Origin of the sequence: Streptomyces sp. NBC_00122 (assembly GCF_045160845.1) — a bacterium.
In the GTDB taxonomy this organism is placed as follows: domain Bacteria; phylum Actinomycetota; class Actinomycetes; order Streptomycetales; family Streptomycetaceae; genus Streptomyces.
Genome location: NZ_CP108191.1, coordinates 2,252,563 through 2,275,826 on the forward strand (window position 1 = coordinate 2,252,563; position 23,264 = coordinate 2,275,826).

Annotated in this window: 19 protein-coding genes, 1 other RNA gene and 1 pseudogene; 9 read left to right on the top strand and 12 right to left on the bottom strand. The window is 72.9% G+C overall.

Going from position 1 to position 23,264, the window contains the following annotated elements:
* Positions 1–54 precede the first annotated feature (54 nt).
* The 4 genes from OG737_RS10640 to OG737_RS10655 all read right to left on the bottom strand — a co-directional run bounded on the left by OG737_RS10640 (position 55) and on the right by OG737_RS10655 (position 4,343).
* Positions 55–603, bottom strand: coding sequence for a GNAT family N-acetyltransferase (locus tag OG737_RS10640; protein WP_405679876.1), 549 nt, complete (start codon positions 601–603; stop codon positions 55–57).
* A gap of 46 nt (positions 604–649) precedes the next feature.
* The gene (locus OG737_RS10645; protein WP_328925961.1) at positions 650–1,801 is read right to left on the bottom strand and encodes a uroporphyrinogen-III synthase; all 1,152 of its coding nucleotides are present in this window, start codon (positions 1,799–1,801) and stop codon (positions 650–652) included.
* A 111-nt stretch (positions 1,802–1,912) separates the two neighbouring features.
* Positions 1,913–3,283 (bottom strand): nitrate/nitrite transporter, encoded by a 1,371-nt coding sequence (locus OG737_RS10650; RefSeq protein WP_328925962.1) that lies wholly within the window; start codon positions 3,281–3,283, stop codon positions 1,913–1,915.
* Between the two features lie 97 nt (positions 3,284–3,380).
* Entirely contained in the window at positions 3,381–4,343 is a 963-nt protein-coding gene (locus OG737_RS10655) for a LysR family transcriptional regulator (RefSeq protein WP_328925963.1), read from the bottom strand.
* Between the two features lie 97 nt (positions 4,344–4,440).
* Here OG737_RS10655 and OG737_RS10660 point away from each other — a divergent pair, with 97 nt between their 5' ends.
* From OG737_RS10660 to OG737_RS10670, 3 genes and pseudogenes are all read left to right on the top strand, one after another.
* Entirely contained in the window at positions 4,441–5,664 is a 1,224-nt protein-coding gene (locus OG737_RS10660) for an MFS transporter (protein WP_405922409.1), read from the top strand.
* Positions 5,665–5,711: 47 nt separating this feature from the next.
* Positions 5,712–5,858: a type II toxin-antitoxin system prevent-host-death family antitoxin gene (locus OG737_RS10665; RefSeq protein WP_328925964.1), complete on the top strand. Its 147-nt coding sequence runs from the start codon at positions 5,712–5,714 to the stop codon at positions 5,856–5,858.
* Positions 5,825–5,974: pseudogene (locus OG737_RS10670) on the top strand (type II toxin-antitoxin system RelE/ParE family toxin); the annotation flags it as partial. The gene OG737_RS10665 and the pseudogene OG737_RS10670, both read left to right, overlap by 34 nt.
* A gap of 65 nt (positions 5,975–6,039) precedes the next feature.
* Here OG737_RS10670 and ssrA read toward each other — a convergent pair.
* From ssrA to ftsE, 5 genes are all read right to left on the bottom strand, one after another.
* Positions 6,040–6,428, bottom strand: a transfer-messenger RNA (tmRNA) gene (gene ssrA, locus OG737_RS10675).
* Between the two features lie 102 nt (positions 6,429–6,530).
* Complete coding sequence (gene smpB / locus OG737_RS10680; protein ID WP_328925965.1) at positions 6,531–7,016, bottom strand: SsrA-binding protein SmpB; 486 nt, start codon at positions 7,014–7,016, stop codon at positions 6,531–6,533.
* Between the two features lie 18 nt (positions 7,017–7,034).
* Positions 7,035–8,216, bottom strand: a complete 1,182-nt coding sequence (locus OG737_RS10685) for a S41 family peptidase (protein ID WP_405921461.1) — start codon at positions 8,214–8,216, stop codon at positions 7,035–7,037.
* A 67-nt stretch (positions 8,217–8,283) separates the two neighbouring features.
* Positions 8,284–9,249 carry a permease-like cell division protein FtsX gene (ftsX, locus tag OG737_RS10690; protein ID WP_328925967.1) on the bottom strand — a complete coding sequence of 322 codons (966 nt, stop codon included), beginning with the start codon at positions 9,247–9,249 and terminating at the stop codon, positions 8,284–8,286.
* Between the two features lie 17 nt (positions 9,250–9,266).
* A complete protein-coding gene (ftsE, locus tag OG737_RS10695) occupies positions 9,267–9,956 on the bottom strand; it encodes a cell division ATP-binding protein FtsE (RefSeq protein WP_328925968.1) in 690 nt (229 codons plus the stop codon).
* A gap of 222 nt (positions 9,957–10,178) precedes the next feature.
* On the opposite strand from ftsE, the gene OG737_RS10700 reads away from it, so the two are divergent.
* Positions 10,179–10,370, top strand: a complete 192-nt coding sequence (locus tag OG737_RS10700; RefSeq protein WP_030662818.1) for a hypothetical protein — start codon at positions 10,179–10,181, stop codon at positions 10,368–10,370.
* An 89-nt stretch (positions 10,371–10,459) separates the two neighbouring features.
* Here the strand turns inward: OG737_RS10700 and prfB are convergent, their stop codons facing one another.
* Positions 10,460–11,569, bottom strand: coding sequence for a peptide chain release factor 2 (prfB, locus tag OG737_RS10705; RefSeq protein WP_328925969.1), 1,110 nt, complete (start codon positions 11,567–11,569; stop codon positions 10,460–10,462).
* Positions 11,570–11,884: 315 nt separating this feature from the next.
* On the opposite strand from prfB, the gene OG737_RS10710 reads away from it, so the two are divergent.
* Positions 11,885–12,889 (top strand): 2-oxoglutarate and iron-dependent oxygenase domain-containing protein, encoded by a 1,005-nt coding sequence (locus OG737_RS10710; protein WP_328925970.1) that lies wholly within the window; start codon positions 11,885–11,887, stop codon positions 12,887–12,889.
* Between the two features lie 59 nt (positions 12,890–12,948).
* On the opposite strand, the gene OG737_RS10715 is transcribed toward OG737_RS10710, so the two are convergent.
* Both OG737_RS10715 and OG737_RS10720 read right to left on the bottom strand, forming a co-directional pair.
* Positions 12,949–14,199, bottom strand: a complete 1,251-nt coding sequence (locus tag OG737_RS10715; protein WP_328925971.1) for a serine/threonine-protein kinase — start codon at positions 14,197–14,199, stop codon at positions 12,949–12,951.
* Positions 14,200–14,359: 160 nt separating this feature from the next.
* A complete protein-coding gene (locus OG737_RS10720) occupies positions 14,360–16,066 on the bottom strand; it encodes a serine/threonine-protein kinase (protein ID WP_405921462.1) in 1,707 nt (568 codons plus the stop codon).
* Positions 16,067–16,503: 437 nt separating this feature from the next.
* Here OG737_RS10720 and OG737_RS10725 point away from each other — a divergent pair, with 437 nt between their 5' ends.
* The 4 genes from OG737_RS10725 (at position 16,504) to OG737_RS10740 (ending at position 23,252) form a co-directional block, all read left to right on the top strand.
* The gene (locus OG737_RS10725; RefSeq protein ID WP_405921463.1) at positions 16,504–19,488 is read left to right on the top strand and encodes an FHA domain-containing protein; all 2,985 of its coding nucleotides are present in this window, start codon (positions 16,504–16,506) and stop codon (positions 19,486–19,488) included.
* A 115-nt stretch (positions 19,489–19,603) separates the two neighbouring features.
* On the top strand, positions 19,604–20,965 hold the full coding sequence (locus OG737_RS10730; protein ID WP_328925974.1) for an ABC transporter substrate-binding protein: 1,362 nt from the start codon (positions 19,604–19,606) through the stop codon (positions 20,963–20,965).
* Between the two features lie 41 nt (positions 20,966–21,006).
* Positions 21,007–22,314, top strand: coding sequence for a carbohydrate ABC transporter permease (locus OG737_RS10735; protein WP_405922410.1), 1,308 nt, complete (start codon positions 21,007–21,009; stop codon positions 22,312–22,314).
* Positions 22,315–22,340: 26 nt separating this feature from the next.
* Entirely contained in the window at positions 22,341–23,252 is a 912-nt protein-coding gene (locus OG737_RS10740) for a carbohydrate ABC transporter permease (protein ID WP_405681413.1), read from the top strand.
* Positions 23,253–23,264 lie beyond the last annotated feature (12 nt).

The window sequence follows — 23,264 nt, forward strand, 5'->3', positions numbered from 1 at the left end:
GAGTGCCCCTCGCCGCCGCACAGCGGAACCCCCCGTGCGGGTGCGGCGCGGCGGCTAAGACGCCGGCGGGTCGTCGTGCAGCAGCCGCTGGAAGAGGCGGTGGTCCCGCCAGGCCCCGTTGATGTGGGCGTACCGCGGCGCGACGCCGTACGGCTCGAAGCCCGCCTTCGCCAGCACCCGCTGCGAGGCCGCGTTGTCGAGCAGGGTCTGGGCCTCCACCCGGTGCAGGCCCAGGTCGTCGCGGGCGGCCCGGCACACCTCCTGCAGGGCCGCGGTGGCCAGGCCCTTGCCGTGCCAGGCCGGGTCGACCCAGTAGCCGACGCCTCCGCTGCACAGCGGGCCGAGCGCGATGGAGCCCAGGTTGATCGCGCCGACCGGCGCGCCCGTGGCCGCGTCGGCCAGCACGTACGGAACCACCCGCCCCGCGTCGCGCTCGGCGAGAAGGCCCTCGATCCGGACCCGCTGCCCCTGCTCGGTGTAGTAGTCCTCCGGCCGGACCGGCTCGAAGGGCGCCATGTACGCGCGGCCCCGTGCGAACGCCTCGGCCAGCCCGGCGGCGTCGCCGAGCGCGAGGCCCCTCATCTCCACCCCGTCAACAACCATCCGGGCACGCTAACCCAGGCCGCCGCCGACGGGCACCCCACGGCGCTCACGCGGGCGGAGCGTCCCCGTACTTGACCTCCCCGCCCGCGTCCAGCGAAAGCCGGTACCCCCGCTTGACCACGGTCTGGATCAGCTTCGGCGCCCCCAGCGCCGCCCTCAGCCGGGCCATCGCCGTCTCCACGGCGTGCTCGTCTCGCCCCGCCCCCGGCAGTACCCGCAGCAGCTCCGCGCGGCCCACCACCCATCCGGGCCGCCGGGCCAGCGCCCGCAGCAGGGCCATCCCGGCGGGCGGCACGGGCCGCAGCTCGTCGTCGACCAGGACCGCGTGCCCGCGGATCTCCACCCGGTGCCCGGCCAACGGCAGCACCCGCGCCCGGCCCGGCAGCTCCTTGCAGAGCAACTGCACCAGCGGGCCCAGCCGGAACCGCTCCGGCTGCACCGTGTCCACCCCGTGCGCCTGCAGCGGCAGCGCGGTCACCGGCCCCACGCACGCCGACACCACCGTGCCCCGCAGGGCCTCCAGCACGGCCTCCCGTACGCCCCGCTCCTCGGCCCGGGACAGCAGCGAGGCCGCCGCCGGGGCGGAGGTGAAGCTGACCGCGTCCACCCCGCCGGAGACCACCGCGTCCAGCAGCCGGTCCAGCGGCGCGAGGTCCTCCGGCGCCATCCACCGGTACACCGGGACCACCACCACCTCGGCCCCGCCGGCCCGCAGCGCCTCGACGAAGCCGGGCAGCGGCTCCCCGTGCAACTGGAGCGCGATCCGCCGCCCGGCCACCCCGGCCGACAGCATCCGTTCCAGTACCTCGGCGAGCGATTCCGACTCCGGCGACCAGGCCTCCACCAGCCCGGCGGCCCGGATGGCGCCCTTCACCTTCGGTCCGCGCGCGAGCAGTTCGGCGGCCCGCAGCCGCGCGAGCAGCTCCTCGCCGATCCCCCAGCCGTCGGCGGCCTCGATCCACCCGCGGAACCCGATGGCGGTGGTGGCGACCACCGCGTCCGGGGCGCAGGCGATCAGCTCCTTGGTGGCGGCGAGCAGTTCGCTGTCGTCGGCCAGCGGCACGATCCGCAGAGCGGGCGCGTGCACCACGGCCGCCCCGCGCCGGCGCAGCAGGGCGATCAGCTCGTCGGCCCGCCGCGCGGCGGTCACCCCGACCGTGAAGCCCGCGAGCGGACCGGTGTTCCTGTCATCGTCCATGGTGACCTGCCTTGCCCAGTGGGTCGGTATCGCGTCGCGGGAGCGGAACCGAGACTGCCAAGTCGGCGTGTCAGACTCGGTTCCGCCGTATTTCACCGCGGTAAAGCCCGGTTACACCGATGTGAGCTGCGGCTTCGCCGCGACCCCGGCGTCCGGGACGGCCACCACGGCCGGCCGGCGAAGGTATACCGCCCACGTGACGGCGCAGCACACCGCGTAGAAGCCGAGGAAGGTCACGAAGGCGGCCGTCCCCGACCCGGAGCTGAGGAACGCCTCCCGGAAGACCAGGTTGATGCCGAGCCCGCCGAGCGCTCCCACCGCGCCGATCAGGCCCATGGCGGCCCCGGACAGCCGCCGGCCGTACGCGGCCGCGTCCTCGCCGCTCATGCCCCGGGCCAGCGCCTTGGCCTGGAAGATCCCGGGGATCATCTTGTACGTCGACCCGTTGCCGAGGCCGCTCAGCGCGAACAGCGCCACGAATCCGACCAGGAACACCGGCAGTGACTCCCGTACCGAGGCCAGGATCACGACCCCGGTCGCGGCGGCCATCGCCACGAGGGTGGCCAGGGTGATCCGCGCGCCGCCGAACCGGTCCGCCAGCGCCCCGCCCACCGGCCTGATCAGGGAGCCGAGCAGCGGCCCGATGAAGGTCAGCGAGGCCGCCTGGAGCGGGGTGCGGCCGAACTGCGTCTGGAGCACCAGCCCGAAGGCGAAGCTGTAGCCGATGAAGGACCCGAAGGTGCCGACGTAGAGGAAGGCCATGATCCAGGTGTGCGGTTCGCGGACGGCCTCCCGCACGGCGCCGGTGTCGTTGCGTACGGGCGCCAGGTTGTCCATCCGCAGCGCCGCGAGCGCCGCGGCGGCCACGATCAGCGGGATGTACGCGCCGAGCAGCAGCCGCGGGTGCCCGGCCCCGGCGGTGGCGATGACCAGCAGCGCGGACAGCTGCACGACGGGGACGCCGATGTTCCCGCCGCCCGCGTTCAGCCCGAGCGCCCAGCCCTTCTTGCGCAGCGGGAAGAAGGCGTTGATGTTCGTCATCGACGAGGCGAAGTTGCCGCCGCCGACGCCGGTGAGTGCCGCCACGGCGAGGAAGGTGCCGTACGAGGTCCCGGGCTCCATGACCACCAGCGCGGCCACGGTCGGCGCGAGCAGGAGCAGGGCGCTGACGACGGTCCAGTTCCGGCCGCCGAAGCGGGCGACGGCGAAGGTGTAGGGGATCCGCACCAGGGCGCCGACCAGGGTCGCGGTCGCGATGAGGAAGAACTTCCCCGCCGGGTCGATCCCGTACTGCGGGCCCATGAAGAGGACCATCACGGACCACAGCGACCAGATGGAGAACCCGATGTGCTCGGAGAGCACGGAGTAGAGGAGGTTGCGGCGGGCGGTCCGCTCTCCCGTCTCCTTCCAGAACGTCTCGTCCTCGGGATCCCACCGCTCGATCCAGCGGCCCCCCTTGCGCGGTGCGGTCGTACTGGTCATCACACGCCTCCACAGCTGTCGCGTCCGTGGTGACGACCGTAGGAACGGCGCGTTTCGGCCCCGGTCCCCGCCGGATGACCGCCGGGAAACCTTGCTCTCACCCGCCGCCGGGGCTGTGTGTGAGCCGTGCCGGGGTCCAGCTGCCCGGGGGCGGTTCCAGCCAGTCCCCCTCCGCCGCCAGCTCGGCGGCCGCGGCGCGCAGGGCGTCCAGCCCGGGGTGGGCGAAGCCCCTGCGCCACACCATGGACAGCGGCGACAGCGGGACGGGGTCGGTCAGCGGCCGCTTCACGCAGCCGGGCATGTCGAGGAAGTCCACCGTCGCCAGCACCGGGTTGCCGGTCTTGGCCATCACCCGGCCGAACTCCTCCTTGCCCATGGCCACGGGGGCGGGCGGCGCCATCTCGATCCCGCGCCCGGCGAACAGCTCGCGCGCGAGCCCGGTCCACTCCGCGGTCCGCGGGTTCCCGGCTCCCGCGTACACGGTCTCCCCGGCCAGCGCGTCCAGGCGTACGGCGGCCCGCGCGGCCAGGGCGTGCCCCTCGGGCAACAGCACGGCGAGCGGCTCGTACCGTACGGGCGACTGCGCGAGCCGCGCCCGCAGCGCCGGGGCCAGCCCGTCGGCGTACCCGAAGGCGACGTCGAGGCGGCCTGCCGCGATCTCGGCGGCGGCGTGGGTGAGCCCGCTCTCGAAACGGGCCATCAGCTCGCAGTCCGGGGCGAGTTCGCGGGCCCGTTCCAGCACCGCGCGCCCGGTGCTGGGCCCGTCGGTGTTCAGGTCGACGAGCAGCGCCCTGGGGGCGGTGAAGGCGGCGGCCAGCTCCTCGTGCGCGCGCAGCACCCGCCGGGCCAGCGGCAGCAGCCGCTCCCCGTCGGGGGTCAGCTCCACCTGTCGGGTGGTCCGTACGAACAGGGTCACGCCCAGGGCCTGTTCGAGCCGCCGGACGTCACGGCTGAGGGCCTGCTGGGCGAGATAGAGGCGGGCGGCGGCGCGGGTGAAGTGCAACTCCTCGGCGGCCGCGACGAACCCGCGCAGGAGCCGGGGGTCCACATCACGGGGCATCACCCCCGGAGACTAACAACAGAAGGGCGTGAATGGGGTCCGAACAGGTGTTGGACCGCGGACCGGGTCCCGACCGAGAGTGGTCGTCATGCCCCTCATGACCGTCACCGGCACCACGCTCGTCCTCACCGCCCCGGCCGCGGCCCCCGCCCGGGGCCGCACCCCCGGCCCGTACCGCCGCCTGTTCGCCCTGCCCGGCACCCGCGCCTTCACCGCCGGGAACCTCCTCGCCCGGCTCCCCATGGGCATGTTCGGGATCAGCGCGGTCATGATGATCGCCGGGCAGCGCGGCTCGTACGCCCTCGCCGGCGCGGTCACCGCGACCGGGCTGGCCGCCACGGCGCTGGTGGCACCCTGGACGGCCCGGCTGGTCGACCGTCACGGCCAGGCCCGGATCGCCCTCCCGGCCACCTTGATCGCGGTCCTCGGCTCCCTCTCCCTCATCGTGTGCGTCCGTACGCAGGCCCCGGCCTGGACCCTCTTCGCCTCGTACGCCGCGACCGCCACCACCCCCAACGTCGGCGGCATGTCCCGAGCCCGCTGGACCCACCTGCTGCGCGACTCCCCGGCCTCGCACCACACGGCGATGTCCTTCGAGCAGGCCGCCGACGAGCTGTGCTTCATGCTCGGCCCGGTGCTGGCGGCCTTCCTCTGCTCGGCCGTCCTCCCCGAGGCCGGCACCCTCACGGCGGCCGCCCTCCTCCTCGGCGGCATGCTGCTCTTCACGTCCCAGCGGGCCACGCAGCCCCCGGTGTCGGCGCCGCACCCCGGCCACTCCCCGCTGCGCGCGCTCCGCCCGGTGCTGTACCTCTTCCTCCCGCTGGGCGTGCTGTTCGGCTCGATGGAGGTCACCTCGATCGCCCACCTCGACGCCCGCGGCCTGGGCGCCGCCTCCGGCCTGGTCCTGGCCCTGCAGGCGGCGGGCTCCTGCGCGGCCGGGCTGCTGTACGGCACCCTGCGCCCGCGCGGCCTGCGGACCTGCCTGACCACCCTGAGCATCGCGATGGCCCTGCCCTGGGCGGCGGCGGCCACGGGCTCCGTCCCGCTGCTGGCCCTCGCCCTGCTCCTGGCGGGCATGGCCACCGCCCCGACGATGGTCACGGCGATGTCCCGGGTCCATGCCCTCACCCCCGAGGGCCGTCTCAACGAGGGCATGACCCTCGCGGTCACCGCCATCTTCGCGGGCATCTCCCTGGGCTCGGCGACGGCCGGCACCCTGATCGACCACCTGGGCCCCACCATCCCCTACGCCCTCCCCGCGGTGGCGGCCCTCGCCGCCCTGGCCATCGGCGGCACGAGTCGTACGAGTTTCCGGTACTGATCCCGTACCAGAAACTCATACCAGCGTCAGTCCGAGAGGGGCGAACCATGTCCATAAGCGCCAGCGAAGCCAGGGCGACCCTGTTCCCCCTGATCGAGCGCGTCAACACCGACCACGACCCGGTGCGCATCACATCCAAGAACGGCGACGCCGTCCTCAAGCGCTCCAGGGGCACCCCGCACACTGGCGACTGAGGATCGGCGACTACCGCGCCGTGTACACGGTCGAGGAGGGTCCGGACCGCGAGCTCGTCGTCACGGTGTGGGTCGTGGCCGTCGGCCACCGCCACGAGATCTATCGCGCCCTCTAGTGGTACGACCGGCATGACAAAGGCCCCGCAGCCGTGAGGCTGCGGGGCCTTTGCCCACATGGGATGAGTGGAGATGGCGGGAATCGAACCCGCGTCCAACGGTGCAGAAGCAGGGCTTCTCCGAGCGCAGTCCGCTGCGCTTTTCTCAGCCCCGGAGATCACACGGACAAGTCTCCGACGGGCTCAGTCACTGTTTGATTTCCCTCCAACCCCCGTGACCGGGGCTAGAGGTTTAGATCCCTAATTGACGCCAGGATCCGGACCGGGACCACTTCCGGGCTGACGCTCCTCACAGAGGCTTCAGCTCACTGTTATTAGGCAGCGAGGGTGAAGCGGGAGTTATCGCTCTTGGAGTTGGCGATTATTGTTTGCGACATATGGTTAGCGAGATCATTGCCGCTTCCTCGGCTCGCTTCCCCTGCATCGACATCCGCTGTCGAAACCGATCATCCCCATGTTTCACGCTATTCAATTAGATGCTGCACAAAGTGCTCCGCCCCCGAGGGGGTGGTGCTGACGCCATGGTACGCGAAGTGGACCACCGCGTGCCAGGAGGTTAAACGGTGCCGCGCTGCTTGCGGCGGACCGCCGAGATCGCACGGTTCGTCTCGCGGGTGTCCTGCTTCTCCCGAAGCGTCTGCCGCTTGTCGTACTCCTTCTTGCCCTTCGCCAGCGCGATCTCGACCTTAGCCCGGCCGTCCTTGAAGTACAGGGACAGGGGCACGATCGTGTGACCCGACTCGTCCGCCTTCCGCTCCAGCTTGTCGATCTCCTCCCGGTGCATGAGGAGCTTGCGCTTGCGGCGGGCGCTGTGGTTCGTCCAGGTGCCCTGGCTGTACTCCGGCACGTGCACGTTGTACAGCCAGGCCTCGCGGCCCTCCACCGACACGAAGCCGTCCACCAGCGAGGCCCGGCCCTGGCGCATCGACTTGACCTCGGTGCCCGTGAGCACGAGACCGCACTCGTAGGTGTCGAGGATCGCGTAGTCGTGCCGCGCCTTCTTGTTCTGGGCGATCAGCTTGCGCCCTTTTTCCTTAGCCATAGTGCGGCCATTTTCGCACTACGGACCCACCCCGCGGCCACCCAATACCTTGGCGGCCCGCTCCTCGGCCCCGTCACCCGCCGCCAGGTCCGGGGTGATGCCCCTGCCGTCCAGGCTGCGGCCCGCCGGCGTGCGGTACGTGCCCACCGTCAGCTCGGCCACCGAGCCGTCCGGGAGCTCGGTGGGCATCTGCACCGAGCCCTTGCCGAAGGTCCGGCTGCCCACGGCCACGGCCCGGCCGCGGTCCTGGAGGGCGCCCGTCACCAGCTCGGCCGCGCTCATCGTGCCGCCGTCGACCAGCGTCACCAGCGGCCGGACCGTGTCGCCGCCCGGCTCCGCGTACAGGGCGCGCTGGTCGCCCCGCACGTCGTACGTCGCCACCAGCCCCCCGTCCAGGAAGGCGGAGGCGGCCGCCACCGCCTCGACGACCAGTCCGCCCGGATTGCCGCGCAGGTCGAGCATGACCCCGCCGCCGGGCGGGGCATCGCGGACGGCGGCCTTGACGCGTTCACCCGAACCCCGGGTGAAGGAAGCCACCTTGATGACGGTGATCCCGCCCGCGAGCTGCCGTACCGTCACCGGCTCGGTCCGCAGCTGCTCGCGGCGGACGGTCTCGGTGAGGCCGACGCCGTCGCGGCTCAGGTTCAGCACCACGGGGGTGCCGGCCTCGCCGCGCAGCAGGGCGATCACCTCGGTGACGGGCAGGCCGGTGACGGCGTGCCCGTCGACGTTCAGCAGCCGGTCCCCGGCGCGCAGGCCCGCCCGGGCCGCGGGGCTGGCGGGCTGGACCTTGTCGACCTCGATCAGGCCGTCACGGCCGCGCTCGGCCCAGAGTCCGACGCCGGTCCAGCGGCCGTCGAGGCCCTCGGCGAAGGCGGCGTACTCCCTCTGGTCGTAGACGGTGCCCCAGCGGTCGCCGCTGCGGCTGACCACCTCCTGGGCGGCCTTCTTGCCGGACTTCCCCTCGGCGACCGCCTCGGCGGCGGCGCGGGCCACGGCCTCACGGTCGGCGGTGCCCGTCGCGCGGGGCTCCTCGGGCGCGGCGGCCCCCGCACGGGCGGCGAGGGCGGCAGTGGCGTCCTCGCGGTCCCAGCAGCCGGTGCTCGCGGCGGTGCCGACGGCCACGAGGAAGGCCAACGTCAAGACGGCCCCGCGACGCAGGTCGCGGGGCCGGAGACAGAAGGCGGGAGGACCCGGCATGGCGCCGAGTCTAGGACAAGCCCCGCGCTGGCACGGATGGTTGACCGGACCACTCGCGGGGCGCTTGTCACACCTTCAGGTACTTGCGCAACGCCAGGAAGGCCGCCATGGAGGGCATCAGGAGCCCGATGAAGAGCACGTACGGCAGCTTGCCGATCATCGCTCCCCAGCCCAGGAAGTCGATCAGTTCCATCCGGTCCCGCAGCGCGAAGCCGTGGTCGATCACGAAGTACTGGCCGGAGACGAGCATGCCGCAGGCGAGGACCGCGCCGATGAGGCCGGCGACGGCCGCCTCCATGATGAAGGGGAACTGGATGTAGAAGCTGGAGGCACCCACCAGCCGCATGATCCCCGTTTCCCGCCTCCGGCTGAACGCCGAGACGCGCACGGTGTTGACGATCAGCAGCAGCGCCACGATCAGCATGATCAGCATGATGCCGAGCGCGGCGATGTTGACGGAGTTGAGGAGCCCGAAGAGGGCCTCCAGCGACTGGCGCTGGTCGTCGACGGTGTGGATGCCGTCGCGGCCGACGAAGGCCGAGGTGACGACCTTGTACTTCTCCGGGTCGCTGAGCTTGACCCGGAAGGACTCCTGCATCTGGTCGGGCGTGATGGAGGAGGCCAGCGCCGTGTGCCCGTACTGCTCCTGGTAGTGCTTGTACGCCTCGTCCGCCGACTCGTAGGCGACGGACTTGACCAGGGACATCTGCTTGAGCTCGGACTCGATCTGCTTCTTCTGCTCGTCGGTCACCGCACCCTTGCGGCAGGTGGCGACACCCAGGTCGCCCGCCGACCCGGCCGCCTTGTTGGCGGCCTCGGTCGCCTGCTCGGCGTCCTGCTTGTTGCAGAGGTAGATCGAGACGTTGGCCTTGTCGTACCAGTAGCCCTTCATGCTGCTGACCTGCTCGCGCATGAGCAGGGAGCCACCGAACAGGGCCAGCGACAGGGCCACGGAGATGATGACCGCGAAGGTCATGGTGAGATTGCGACGGAGACCGACGCCGATCTCCGACATGACGAACTGGGCGCGCATTGCGTCTCAGGGACCTTTCAGTGCTGGTAGCCGTAGACGCCGCGCGACTGGTCGCGCACGAGTCGGCCCTGTTCGAGTTCGATGACGCGCTTGCGCATCTGGTCGACGATCTGCTGGTCGTGTGTCGCCATGATCACGGTGGTGCCGGTCCGGTTGATCCGGTCCAGCAGCTTCATGATCCCGACGGAGGTCTGCGGGTCGAGGTTGCCGGTGGGCTCGTCCGCGATCAGCAGGGCGGGGCGGTTGACGAAGGCGCGGGCGATGGCCACGCGCTGCTGCTCACCGCCGGAGAGCTCGCCGGGCATCCGCTCCTCCTTGCCGCCGAGGCCCACGAGCTCCAGGACCTGCGGGACGGCCTTGCGGATCTCGCCTCGCGGCTTGCCGATGACCTCCTGGGCGAAGGCGACGTTCTCGGCCACCGTCTTGTTGGGCAGCAGGCGGAAGTCCTGGAACACGGTCCCCAGCTGGCGCCGCATCTGCGGGACCTTCCAGTTGGAGAGTTTGGCCAGGTCCTTGCCCAGCACGTGCACCTGACCGTGGCTCGCCCGCTCCTCGCGGAGGATGAGCCGCAGGAAGGTGGACTTGCCGGAGCCGGAGGAGCCGACCAGGAAGACGAACTCGCCCTTGGCGATGTCGAGGGAGACGTCCCTGAGTGCGGGACGGCTCTGCTTCGGGTAGGACTTGGAGACGCTGTCGAATCGGATCACGGGTGCACCACGGTCGCCGGGAGTAGGTGTGCGTGACCATACGCGAACGGGCGCGCGGTGTGGACCCGGCATCCCGATTTGTCCCTTTTATCCCCTGGTCCGGAAGGACAGGGCCGCGATTGCCCGGACGGGCCGCGCCGAATGTCGGCGGAGCTGGCACAGTGGTAGAGGGAACGGTCTCGTTCCCCCTGGCGTTGTACGAGGGGACGAGAGGAGGAGCGCATGACATATGACCGGCTCGTGTGCGCGAACTGCGCGGCACCCGTCAGCCAGGGCCGCTGCCCTGTGTGCCGGGCGAACCGGGAGCGCCTCCAGCAGGAGGGCCCCTTCTCCGGACTGAACCCCGTGGCCCTCATCGTCCTCATGGTGGTCCTCGTGGCCGCTCTGGTACTGGTGGCTCAGCAGACCGCGTAGGCGTACCGATCATGACGGATGCCTGACGGAGCATGACGAAGGGCCCGGACACCAGGGGTGTCCGGGCCCTTCGTCATGCGTCGTGACGCTTACGCGGTCTGCTCCTGCTGCTTGCGCCAGCGGATACCGGCCTCCAGGAAGCCGTCGATCTCGCCGTCGAGCACCGCCTGCGGGTTGCCGACCTCGAACTCCGTCCGCAGGTCCTTGACCATCTGGTACGGGTGCAGGACGTAGGACCGCATCTGGTTGCCCCAGGAGCTGCCGCCGTCCTTGAGGGCGTCCATCTTGGCCTGCTCCTCCTGGCGGCGCCGCTCCAGCAGCTTGGCCTGGAGGACGTTCATGGCGCTGGCCTTGTTCTGGATCTGCGAGCGCTCGTTCTGGCAGGAGACCACGATGCCGGTCGGCAGGTGCGTGATGCGCACAGCCGAGTCGGTCGTGTTGACGCCCTGGCCGCCGGGGCCGGAGGCGCGGTACACGTCGATGCGCAGCTCGCCCTCGTCGATCTCGACGTGGTCGCTGGACTCGACGACCGGCAGCACCTCGACGCCCGCGAAGGACGTCTGGCGGCGGCCCTGGTTGTCGAAGGGCGAGATCCGGACAAGGCGGTGGGTGCCCTGCTCGACGGAGAGGGTGCCGTAGGCGTACGGGGCCTTGACGACGAAGGTGGTCGACTTGATGCCGGCCTCCTCCGCGTACGAGGTCTCGTAGACCTCGGTCGAGTAGCCGTGGCGCTCGGCCCAGCGCAGGTACATGCGCTGGAGGCGCTCGGCGAAGTCGGAGGCGTCGACGCCGCCGGCCTCGGCGCGGATGTTGACCAGGGCCTCGCGCTCGGCGTACTCGCCGGAGAGCAGGGTCCGGACCTCCATCTCGTCCAGCGCCTTGCGGACGGCGACCAGCTCGGTCTCCGCCTCGGCGAGGGTGTCCGCGTCCTCCATCTCCTGGGCCAGCTCGAAGAGGACCGCGAGGTCGTCGATGCGGCCGCGCAGACTCTCGGTCTTGCGGACCTCGGCCTGGAGGTGCGAAAGCTTGCTCGTGATCTTCTGAGCGGCGTCCGGGTCGTCCCACAGGGACGGCGCGGCGGCCTGCTCCTCGAGCACGGCGATATCTGCCCTCAGCTTGTCGAGGTCCAGGACGGCCTCGATCGACCCCATGGTCGAGGAGAGGGACTTCAGCTCTTCGGAAACATCGACGACTGCCACGGGTCCAGCGTAGCCGGTCATCGGAGCGTGCCGTCCGGGCAGGCCAAATCACCCGTACTGGTGAACGTGGGTACAGGCGTACGCTCACCGTATGACCGTTCTTCTCGTCAAGCGCCGCCATGTGGACCACATGCGTGTCACGACGACCAGCTGTCTGCCGCCGGACCACCTCCAAGCCTGATCCACGCCGATCCGACTTGGTCCTGTTCGCGGCCCTGCGGCCCCGGCGCCATCCCTGCCGGCGGCCCACTCCCTCCCGCGACCCCCGCCACCTCAAGGGGAACAGGACCCCGTGACATCCGAAACGGAGCCGTCATGCCGTCCGCGCACTCCTCCCTCCCCGTCCTGGACCTCTCCCAGGCGGACGACCCGGCCCAGCGGGCCGACTTCCTGAAGCAGCTGCACGCAGCGGCCAGGGACACCGGATTCCTGCACCTCACCGGGCACGGCGTCACGGACGCCGAGACCGCCCGCATCCTGGACCTGACCAAGGCCTTCTTCGCGCTCCCGGAGGCCGACCGGCTCGCCGTGAGCAATCTGGAATCCCCGCACTTCCGCGGCTACACCCGGATCGGCCACGAGCTGACCGGCGGGGCCTCCGACTGGCGGGACCAGTTGGACGTCGGGGCCGAGCGGCCCGCGCCGGTGGTGGGGCCGGACGACCCGCCCTACCTGTGGCTGGAGGGCCCGAACCTGTGGCCGCAGGCCCTCCCTGAGCTCCGTACGGCGGTGCTGGAGTGGCAGTCCCGCCTTGCCGCGGTGGCCCACCGGCTCCTCCAGGAGCTGCTGGTCTCGATCGGCGCCCCGGCGGACTTCTTCGACGAGGCCTTCGCGGACCGCCCCCACCTGCACACCAAGCTGATCCGCTACCCGGGATCCGCCCCGACGGGCGCGGACCAGGGCGTGGGGGCGCACAAGGACTACGGCTTCCTGACCCTCCTCCTCCAGGACTCGGTGGGCGGGCTCCAGGTGGTCCGGGACGGGGGCTACCTGAACGTGCCGCCCCTGCCGGGTGCGTTCGTCGTCAACCTGGGCGAGCTGCTGGAGATCGCGACCGAGGGCTATCTGACGGCGACCGACCACCGGGTGGTCAGCCCGCCGGGGGCGGTGGAGCGGTACTCGGTGCCGTTCTTCTACAACCCGCGGCTGGACGCGGTCATCGAAACCGTCCCGGGCGCCTACCTCGCGTCGGCCCCCGGGGTCGCGCACGACGCGTCGAACCCGCTGCACGCGGAGTACGGCCGCAACGAGCTGAAGGGCTGGGTTCGCGCCCACCCGGCCGTCGCACGCCGCTGGCACCCGGAACTGGTCGGGGCGTAGCCCCCGTCACCGGGCGGGCCGGCTGCCCGGGCGGGCGGGCAGCCGGCCCGCCCGGGGCGCTACGGCTTCTTCGGGCCCGACTGCTTGGTGTCCTGCCGGGAGACCGGCTCGTCGTCGCCCGAGACGGCGAGCCAGGTCCCGAGCCCGACCGCCGCGGCCAGCAGGGCGGCCGCGGCCGACAGGGCGAGGCGCCGCTTGCGGGCGGCCTCGGCCCGGTGCCGCGCGGAGCCCGGTCGGTGGCCGCCGGCCGGCCTGGGCACCCGCGCGGTGCCCAGCGCGCCGCCCGCCAGCTCGTCCGGCCCCGGCACCCGCATCGAGGTGTGGGTGTCCCGGTTGGAGTCCGTCGCGGAGCCCGGCACCAGCGGGACCACGCCCCGGCGGCGTACCGGATCGGCGGCAGGCTCCTCCGAGGGGCCGGGCTCCGGCTCCGCGTCGTCCGGCTCGTCCACGTCCAGCGGCGGCATCCCGGCCAGCAGCGGCAGCAGGTCCCGGAGGCGCACGGAGAGCTCCGAGGCGCGCAGCCGCGACGCGGGCGCCTTGGCCAGGCACTGCACGATCAGCTGCCACAGCTCGTCGGGGATCCCCGGCAGCGGGACGACGGTCTCCGTCACGTGCCGGCGCAGCACCGCGCCCGGGTGGCCCCCGCCGAAGGGGGTGAAGCCGGCCAGCAGCTCGTACAGGACGGTGGCCAGCGCGTATATGTCCACGGCCGCGCGCGGGGGCAGGCCCTCGACGATCTCCGGCGCCAGATAGTCCGGAGTGCCGATGATCCGGGTGGTCGGGGCCGAGGCCCGGCCCGCGGAGGCGCGGCGCGGGGTGTCGATCAGCTTGGCCACGCCGAAGTCGGTCAGCAGCGCCGGGTGCGAGCCGCCCGGGCCGAGCGGGCCCTGCATGTCCAGCAGGACGTTCTCGGGCTTGACGTCCCGGTGGACGACCCCGGCCGCGTGCGCGGCCGCCAGCGCGTCCGCGACGTCCGCGACGATCGCCACGGCCGCCTCGGGGGCGAGCCGGCGCTCGCGGTCGAGGCGCGTGCGCAGGTCCGTACCGCGGACGAGGTCCATGACGAGGGCGAGGTCGTTGCCGTCGACGACGAGGTCGCGGACGGACACGACGTGCGGATGCTCCAGGCCGAGCAGCGCGCTGCGCTCCTGGACGAAGCGTCCGACCAGCTCCTGGTCGGACGCGAGGTCCTCGCGCAGGAGTTTGACGGCGACGGGGCCGTCAGGCCCCTCGCCCAGCCACACCGTGCCCGCGCTGCCGCGCCCCAGGATCTGGTGCGCGGTGTACCGGCTGCCGATCTTCCGTGCCACGACTGCTCCCTCAGCGGCTGGCGTACGCACCAAAGCTACGCGGCCGGGTGGGCGTTGGAGGCACGCAGGGGCCCGGATTTGCGGCGACCTTCACTTCTGCGGGCGAAATCACGTCCCAGAAGTCGACAAATCCACGAACTCAGCGCTACAGGGTTCCGTTTCAGGGCGCGGAGGGTCCCGTGGAGCCCGTCGCGTCCCCGATGGCGCTGACCCAGTCGACGATGCCGGTGCCCCAGCTCCACACCTGGTCCCACCATCCCTTGCCGGTGCCGACCCATTCCTGGAGCGGGGTCAGCTCCCAGATCAGCCAGCCGCCGACGAACAGCAGCAGGATCATGACCAGGCAGCCCTTCAGGCAGCCGAGGCCGGGGATCCGCACCGGGTTGGCGCTGCGGCGGCGCGGCTCTCGCGGCTCACGCGGGGCCTGCGGAGGCTGCTGCCGGGGCGGCGGGCTCTGCGGGGGCTGCTGCTGCGGCGGCTGCTGGGGCTGCGGCTGGCGGTACTGGGGCTGCTGCGGCTGCTGGTACTGCTGAGGCTGGCGCTGCTGCTGCGGCTGGTAGTGCTGCGGGGGCGGCGGCGCGTACTGCTGCTGCGGCGGCTGCTGGTACTGCTGCTGCGGCGGGCCCTGCTGGTACTGCTGCTGCGGCTGGTGCTGCGGCGGCGGAGGCGCCTGCCGCTGGGGGCGGCGCCGCAGCGGGTCCTCGCTCGGGTCGAGGTAGTGGACCTGCGTCTGCTCGTTGCGGTCGCGGGCGGCGCGCATCTGCGACTCCCACGGGTGCGGCTGGTCCGGCCGCTGCACCGGCGGCATGACGGAGGTGGCGTCGGCCGCGCTGACCGGCGGCATGACGCTGGTCATCGCGTTCGGGTCGTAGGCCCCGGCCGGCATCGCCCCGGCGCCGCTGGGCAGCACCTGGGTGGCGTCCGCGGCGCCCGGGGCCTCGGGGACCGGCGCCGGCGAGGGGTCGGGCGCGAGCAGCGCACCGACGCCGAGCGCGGCCTCCACCTCGGCGGCCGTGGAGTGCACGCCGATGCCGGAGGCGACCACGCGCAGCCCGCGGGCCAGGCTCTCGGCGCTGGGGCGCTCGGTCGGCTCCTTGCGCAGGCATCGCTCGATGACGGTCCACAGCGGCTCGGGGACCGTCGAGGGGCGCTGCGGATCCTCGCTCAGGTGGCGGTGCAGCACTTCGAGCGCCGTGCCGCCCGCGAACGGCGGACGGCCGGTGAGGAGCTCGTAGAGCAGGATGCCGGCGCCGTAGATGTCGACGGCGGAGGTCTGCGGGCGGCCCTCCGCGGACTCGGGGGCGACGTAGGCCGGGGTGCCGACGAACTCGTGCGTGCGGGTCAGGCCCGGGGAGTCCGCGAGGCGGGCGATGCCGAAGTCGGTGAGCATCGGCTTCATCTGCCCGCCGCGCTCGTCGAGGAGCACGTTGGCGGGCTTCAGGTCGCGGTGGACCACGCCGTCGGCGTGGCTGGCCGCGAGCGCGTCCGCGATCTGGGCGGTCAGCAGGCTCGCCGCGACGGGGGTGAAGGGGCCGTTCTGGCGGAGGTACTTGTGCAGGTCCGGGCCGTCGATCAGGTCCATGACGAGCGCGAGCAGATCGCCCTCGACGACGAGGTCGCGGGTGCGCACGATGTTGGGGTGCGTCAGGCGCAGCAGGACGGAGCGCTCGCGCAGGAAGCGCATGACGATGTCCGCGTCCTGGGCCAGCTCCTCCTTGAGGACCTTGATGGCCACCGTCTCGCCGGGCTGTCCGGCGACGGCCGCCTCGGCGCCCGCGGTCTCACGCTGGCGAGCACGCCAGACAGTGCCCGTGGCGCCGCGCCCGAGCGGCTCCTCGAGCAGGTATTTGCTGCCGACTGGCCGCACGTCTCGCGCTCCCCTGCTGTCGTCTGCTGTGGTCTGCAGTAGTCGATGGGTTGACTGGTTTTTTCCGGCCCACTCTAGGGGGTGTCCCCGTGGAAGACGCCGGGCGCCGAAGGTTGGTTGCCGCACATATGTACGAAGGGTGATGTTTGCGGGGTATGCCGGAGGCGATTTTCCCCCGCTCGTTGTCCGATAAGCGTGAGGTCCGCGCCCCGCCGCGACCGATCAAGATCAATTGTCGGTGGGCGCCGGGCGTGTTGTGGGCGACAGGTGCGAGGATGCACACGTACGGAACGGCACGGGACGGGAGCCCCGCCTTCCGGCAGACCTGACCGGACGACGCGTCCGTGCCGGGTGGGGGGCGATCGGGCGGCCATGTCCCGGAATTCCCCTGCCGGGCGCACGCACCGCGCACCGCGCAGAAGGGACCGCTGACGGCGATGCAGATCCGGCTGACCGTCCTCGGGTCGCGCAGCGGCCACCAGCCCGCGACCGCCCCGGTGAGCTGTGACGTGCTCGTCACCGCACCCGCAGGCACCGTGCTGGCCGCGGTCGCCTCGGGGCTCGCGGCGACCGTCGGCGGGCCGGACACCGGGGGCACGGTCGTGCTCTACGCCGGCGCCGAGCGGCTCGACCTGCAGCGGCGCGTGCTGGGCGAACCGCCGCTGGTGGACGGGGCGGTGGTGGCGCTGCACGGCCCGGTGCCGGACGTCCTGCCGGAGGAGAGCCTCGGCGCGCCCCAGCTGCACGTGGTGGCCGGGCCCGACGCGGGCGGGGTGCACCTGCTGCACAGCGGGCAGATCCGGGTGGGCCGCTCCGCCGACGCCGATGTCCCGCTGGACGACCCGGACGTCTCCCGGCTGCACTGCGCGGTCACGGTGATGCGGGACGGCCGCGTGGCCGTGGCCGACCTGGACTCGACGAACGGCACCACCCTCGACGGTTCCCCGGTGGGGCCGCAGCCGGTGGCCCTGCCGCCGGGCGCGCTGCTGCGGGTGGGCGAGTCCACGCTGCGGCTGGCGCCCGCGAGTGCGGACGGCGCCGCCGCCCTGCCGGTGGTACCGGACCTGGAGGGCCACCTCTCGCTCCCCGGCCGCGCCGCGTCCGCGGAGCCCCTCCCCGCGGGCGCCGCCGCCGGACCTCAGGCCGCCGAGAGCCCCGCCCCCGACCCCCTGCCGGGTGCGCGCCCCGCGTCCGGCACCTCCGGTACGTCCGGTACGTCCGGCACCTCCGGTACGGAGCACGCGGGCGCCCCCGCCCCGGGCCCGGGCCCGTACGGCGCCCCCGGCCCGGATCTGGGCTCCGCCGCCGGCCCCGCGCCGGCAGGCCGCCGCAAGGGGCTCGGGGCCTGGGCCCGGAAGTGGGTGCGGGGAGAGGAGGTCCCCGAGCCCGAGGCCGCGCCGGAGACCGCCTCGGCCGCGCCCGACCCCGACGATCCCGCCGCACTGCTGCTGGCCGCGCTGGGGCCCACCGAACGGTTGTGGTCGCGGCGCCCGGGGCACCCCAGGGTCCTGGAGGTGGGCCTCGGCGCCGGGAGCCGGGTGCCACTGCGTACGGCCGGCGCGCTCGGCATCGCCGGTCCGCGGGCCAGGCTGGCCGGGGTCGCCCGCTGCGTGATCGCCCAGCTCGCGGGCCTGCACGCGCCCGGACAGCTGGAGATCGTGCTCGTCTCCACCGACCGGGCGCGCCCGCTCGCCGAGCGCCGCCGCGACTGGGGCTGGCTCGGCTGGCTGCCCCACGTACGGCCCGCGCACGGCCAGGACTGCCGCCTGCTCCTCGCGTACGACCGCGACCAGGCCGCCGCCCGTACCGGTGAGCTGACCCGGCGCCTCGACGACGGTCCGCTCGGCGCGCACTGGGCCGCCGCCGATGCCGAGCAGGTACGGCAGGCCGCCGACGCCTACGAAGGCCCGTACACGCTCGTCGTCCTCGACGGCGACCCCGGCGCCGGCCCGCTGCGCGACATCACCGGGCGGCTCGCCTCGCACGGCCCGGCCGCCGGGATCCACGTGCTGGCGCTGGCCGAGGCTCCGGCGGCGACGCCCGCCTCCCCGGTCGCCGATACGTACGAGGCCGCCTGCGCGAGCACCCCGGCCTTCCGGGACTGCGGCGCGGTCGCCCTGCTCAGCGGCGATGTGGCCACGGCCGTACGGACCTTCGCGGTCAGCGGCGGCCGGCCGGTCCCGAGCGGCGACACCGCCACCGCCGACGCCGTTTCCGCGGCCTGGGCCGAGCGCTTCGCCCGGGCGCTGGCGCCGCTCCGCGGCGACAGCGGGACGGTCGAGCCGTACCGGCCCGCCGCCGCCACCCTGCCGGCCACCGCGCGGCTGCTGGACGAGCTGGGGCTGGCCCGGGCCACCCCGGCCTCGCTGATGGCCCGTTGGGCCGCCGCCACCGAGCAGGGGCAGGCAGTGGGCGGCCTGGCCGAGATCGTGCTGGGCAGCGGGCGCCAGGGCGTCGTCGGCGCCGAGCTGGTCCACGACGGCCCGCACCTGCTCGTCGAAGGGCCCGCCGGAAGCGGGCGGACCGAGCTGCTGCGGTCCGTGGCAGCGTCCCTGTCGGCGGCCGCCCGGCCCGACCGGCTGGGGCTGGTCCTCCTCGACGGGGCGGGCGGCGAGCGCGGCGACGGACTGCAGCCCTGCACCGAACTGCCGCACGTCTCGGCCCATCTGGTGGCCTCCGATCCGCTGCGGATGCGGGAGTTCGCCCAGGCGCTGGGAGCGGAGCTCAAGCGCCGCGACGAGCTACTGGACGGGATGGCGTTCGCCGAGTGGCACGCACGCCGTGAGGTCTCCGACCGGATGGTCTCGCCGCGCCAGCCCACCCCCGGTGAGCTGCGCGGCGACCTGGACAGCCAGCGCACGGGCACGCTCCGGCTGCGCGCCTCGGCCATCCGTACCGATCCCGCGGTGCCGAGCCCGCTGCCCCGCCTGGTCGTACTGGTCGACGACTTCGACGCGCTGGTCGCGCCGGGGCTCGGCGCCACGGGCCGCCCCGCCGCCGGTTCGGTGGTCCGGGTCCTGGAGGCGGTGGCCCGCGAGGGCGCCAGGCTCGGCGTGCACCTGGTGGCCACCAGCGCCCGCCCGGACCGTACGGCCGACACCGGGCTGGCCCGGCTGACGACCCTGCGCGTGGAACTCGACGCCCCCGACCAGCCGGGCCCCGGCCGCGGCCTGCTCCGGTACGCCGACGGCCGGACGGTCCCGTTCCAGGCGGGCCGGGTCACCGGCCGGATCCCCCGCACGGCCACCCTGCGGCCGACCGTGGTCCCGGTGGAGTGGGATCGTATGGGTGATCCGCCGGCCCGTCGCCCGGTGCGTGAACTGGGCAACGGACCGACCGACCTCGCGCTGCTGGCCAGTGCCCTGGACCGGGCCTCGCACCTGGTCTCGGCGATACCCGTGCTGTTCCCGGCGGCCCCCTGACGGCTCCCCGAGCGCCCCGGAGGGGGTGCCCGGATGGCGGGACGCGGTATTGCGGGGGCGCACGGCTCGGCGTAGACCTGTGGTCCGGGACACATCGAACCTCGGGGGCAGAGCCATGCGCAAGCACGGAACGAGCCGTACGACGTATCGCTGGGCAGCCCTGGCCGCGGCCGGAGCGCTCGCGCTCACCGCGTGCGGGGGCGACCCGGACTCGAAGGCGGATCCGCCGCAGGCCGGGACCACGGCCGGGCCCACGGTGGAATTACCGCAGCTGAAGGGTGAGAAGCTCTCGGTCGCCGCCGTCTGGACGGGCCCGGAGCAGGAGAACTTCACCAAGGTCCTGAAGGAGTTCGAGAAGCGGACGGGCGCCTCCGTCACCTTCGTCCCGGCCCAGGACCCGATCGTCACCTTCCTCGGCTCGAAGATCGCGGGCGGCGCCCCGCCGGACGTCGCGCTGCTCCCGCAGGTCGGGGCGCTGGTCTCGGCGGTCCAGAACAAGTGGGCGCAGCCGGTCGGCCCGGAGGCCCAGGCGCAGCTCGACAAGAACTACTCACCGGGCTGGAAGGCGCTCGGCGCCGTCGACGGCGTCCAGTACGGCGTGTACTACAAGGCCGCCAACAAGTCGTTGATCTGGTACAACGCGAAGGCCTTCGAGGCGGCGGGCGTCAAGCCCCCGAAGACCTGGAAGGAACTGATCAGCGCGGCCGACACGCTCTCCGCCTCCGGTACGCCGGCGGTCTCGGTGGCCGGCGCGGACGGCTGGACGCTCACGGACTGGTTCGAGAACGTGTACCTGTCCCAGGCCGGTCCGCAGAAGTACGACCAGCTGGCCAAGCACCAGATCAAGTGGACGGACGACAGCGTCAAGCAGGCGCTGACCACGCTGGGCGAGCTGTTCGGCCGCAAGGACTTCCTGGCGGGCGGCCCGAGCGGGGCCCTGGCCACCGAGTTCCCGAAGTCGGTGACGCAGACCTTCACCGGCGGCGACCGCCCGGCGGCCGCGATGGTCTTCGAGGGCGACTTCGTGGCGGTGAACATCGCGCAGACCGACGCGAAGGTGGGCAAGGACGCCCTCGTCTTCCCCTTCCCGGCGGTCGGCGGCAAGGCGCCGGTGGTCTCGGGCGGTGACGTGGCAGTCGCGCTGAAGCCGACGAAGGGCGCGCAGGCGCTGCTGACGTTCCTGGCGTCGCCGGACGCGGCGGAGATCCAGGCCCGCGAGGGCGGTTTCCTCTCCCCGAACAAGGGGGTCGATCCGGCCGCCTACCCCAACGACATCCAGCGGGGCATCGCGAAGTCACTGATCGCGGCGGGCGACGACTTCCGCTTCGACATGTCGGACCAGGCTCCGGCGGCCTTCGGCGGGACCCCGGGCGCCGGTGAGTGGAAGGCGCTCCAGGACTTCCTGGCGAACCCGTCGGACGTGGCGGGCACCCAGGCCAGACTGGAGGCGGACGCGGCCAAGGCCTACGGGAACTGATCCCGGTGACGGCCAAGGTCACCGGAGCCGCGAAGAACACCGTGAGGAACACCGCCCGCGACGCCGAGGCCAGGCGCCGCCGCCTGGTCGCGGCGGCGTTCCTCCTGCCGGCTCTCGTCCTGCTCGGGGCGCTGGTCGTGCACCCGATCGGCTACTCGGTCTACCGCAGCTTCTTCGACCGCTCCGGGTCCGCCTTCGTCGGCGGCGACAACTACCGGGAGATCGTGCACGACCCCACGATCCGCACCGCGCTGAAGAACACGGCACTGTGGGTGGTGCTCGCCCCGACCACGGCGACCGCCCTCGGCCTGATCTTCGCGGTGCTCACCGAACGGGTGCGCTGGGGGACGGCGTTCAAGCTGCTGGTGTTCATGCCGATGGCGATCTCGATGCTGGCGGCGGGCATCATCTTCCGTCTCGTCTACGACCACGACCCCGACCGGGGCGTCGCGAACGCGATCTGGGTCGGGGTCCACGACACCTTCGCGGAGTCCTCGGCCTTCCCCAAGGCCCGCCCGGGCCGGGACTCCCCGCTGACGGACGCCGGCGCAGGCGCCTTCGTGACCCGGGATCCCGTACGGGCGGGCACCCCGGTGCTGCTCCCGCTGGTCGGTGTGGCCCCGGAGGCGCTGCCCGAGGGGACCCGTACGGCCAAGGCGGCTCCCGCCGAGCCCGGCAAGGTCACCGGGACCGCCTGGCAGGACTTCACCCGCGGCGGGGGCGGCCGTACGAACGCGGTCGACCCCACCGAGCAGGCCTTCGCCGGGATGCGGATCGAGGCGGTCAAGGACGGCAAGGTGGTCGATACGGCGACTACCCGCGCCGACGGCACCTTCACCCTGTCCGCGAAGGCCGACGGCGCGCTGCTGCGCCTGCCCGCGGTGAACTTCCAGGAGGCGTACGGGGGAGTCGAATGGCTCGGTCCGGCACTCGTCACCCCGGCGATCATCGGGGCGTACGTGTGGATGTGGGCCGGGTTCGCGATGGTGCTGATCGGGGCCGGGCTGGCCTCCGTACCGCGGGAGCTGCTGGAGGCGGCGCGCGTGGACGGGGCGAACGAGTGGCAGGTGTTCCGCCGGATCACCGTCCCGCTGCTGGGGCCCGTCCTGGTGGTCGTGCTCGTCACCCTCGTCATCAACGTCATGAAGATCTTCGACCTGGTCTTCGTGATCGCGCCGGGAGCGGTCCAGGACGACGCGAACGTGCTCGCGCTCCAGCTGTACCGGACCTCCTTCGGCACGGACGCCGATCCGGGCCTGGGCAGCGCGATCGCCGTCCTCCTGCTGGTGCTGGTGGTCCCGGTGATGCTGGTGAACATCCGTAGGCTGCGCAAGGAGGGGTCCCGATGAGCGGTTCCCACCGGACGCCGGACCCGATGGCGGCGGCCATACCGACGGTGGTGTCACCGGCGGCGGCCGCGCCCGCGGCCCGCCGGCGGGCCGCGGGCCGGACCGGCTTGGCCAAACTCGCCGCGAGCGGCCTGGTGCGCGTCTTCCTGGTCGCGGCCGCGCTCTTCTGGCTGCTGCCCACCCTCGGCCTGCTCCTCTCCTCCTTCCTCTCCCCCACCGACCTCAACAAGGGCGGCTGGTGGCAGGTGCTGACCGCGCCGTCACGGCTGACGGCCGACAACTACGAGCGGCTGCTGGCCAACGACACGATCACCGGCTCGCTGCTGAGCACGGTCGCGATCGCCGTCCCGGCGACCCTGCTCGTCCTCGTACTGGGCGCGCTCGCCGGATACGCCTTCGCCTGGCTGGAGTTCCCCGGACGGGACTGGCTCTTCCTGGTCGTCGTCGGGCTGCTGGTCGTCCCCGTACAGGTGGCGCTGATCCCGGTCTCCGAACTCTTCGGCGCCATCGGGCTGTTCGAGACCACCGCGGGTGTGGTCCTGTTCCACACCGCCTTCGGGCTGCCCTTCGCCGTGTTCCTGCTGCGGAACTTCTTCGCGGAGATCCCGCGGGAGCTGCTGGAGGCGGCGCGCCTGGACGGCGCGGGCGAACTGCGGCTGTTCACACGGGTGGTGCTTCCGCTGGGCGGTCCGGCGATCGCCTCGCTCGGCATCTTCCAGTTCCTGTGGGTGTGGAACGACATGCTGGTCGCGCTCGTCTTCGCGGACTCGGCGCACCCGCCGGTCACGGTCGCGCTCCAGCAGCAGGTCCGGCAGTTCGGGAACAACATCGACGTGCTGGCGCCCGGCGCGTTCCTGTCGATGGTGGTGCCGCTCGTCGTCTTCTTCGCCTTCCAGCGGCAGTTCGTCTCGGGGGTGATGGCGGGCGCGATCAAGTGACCGACGTGCGGT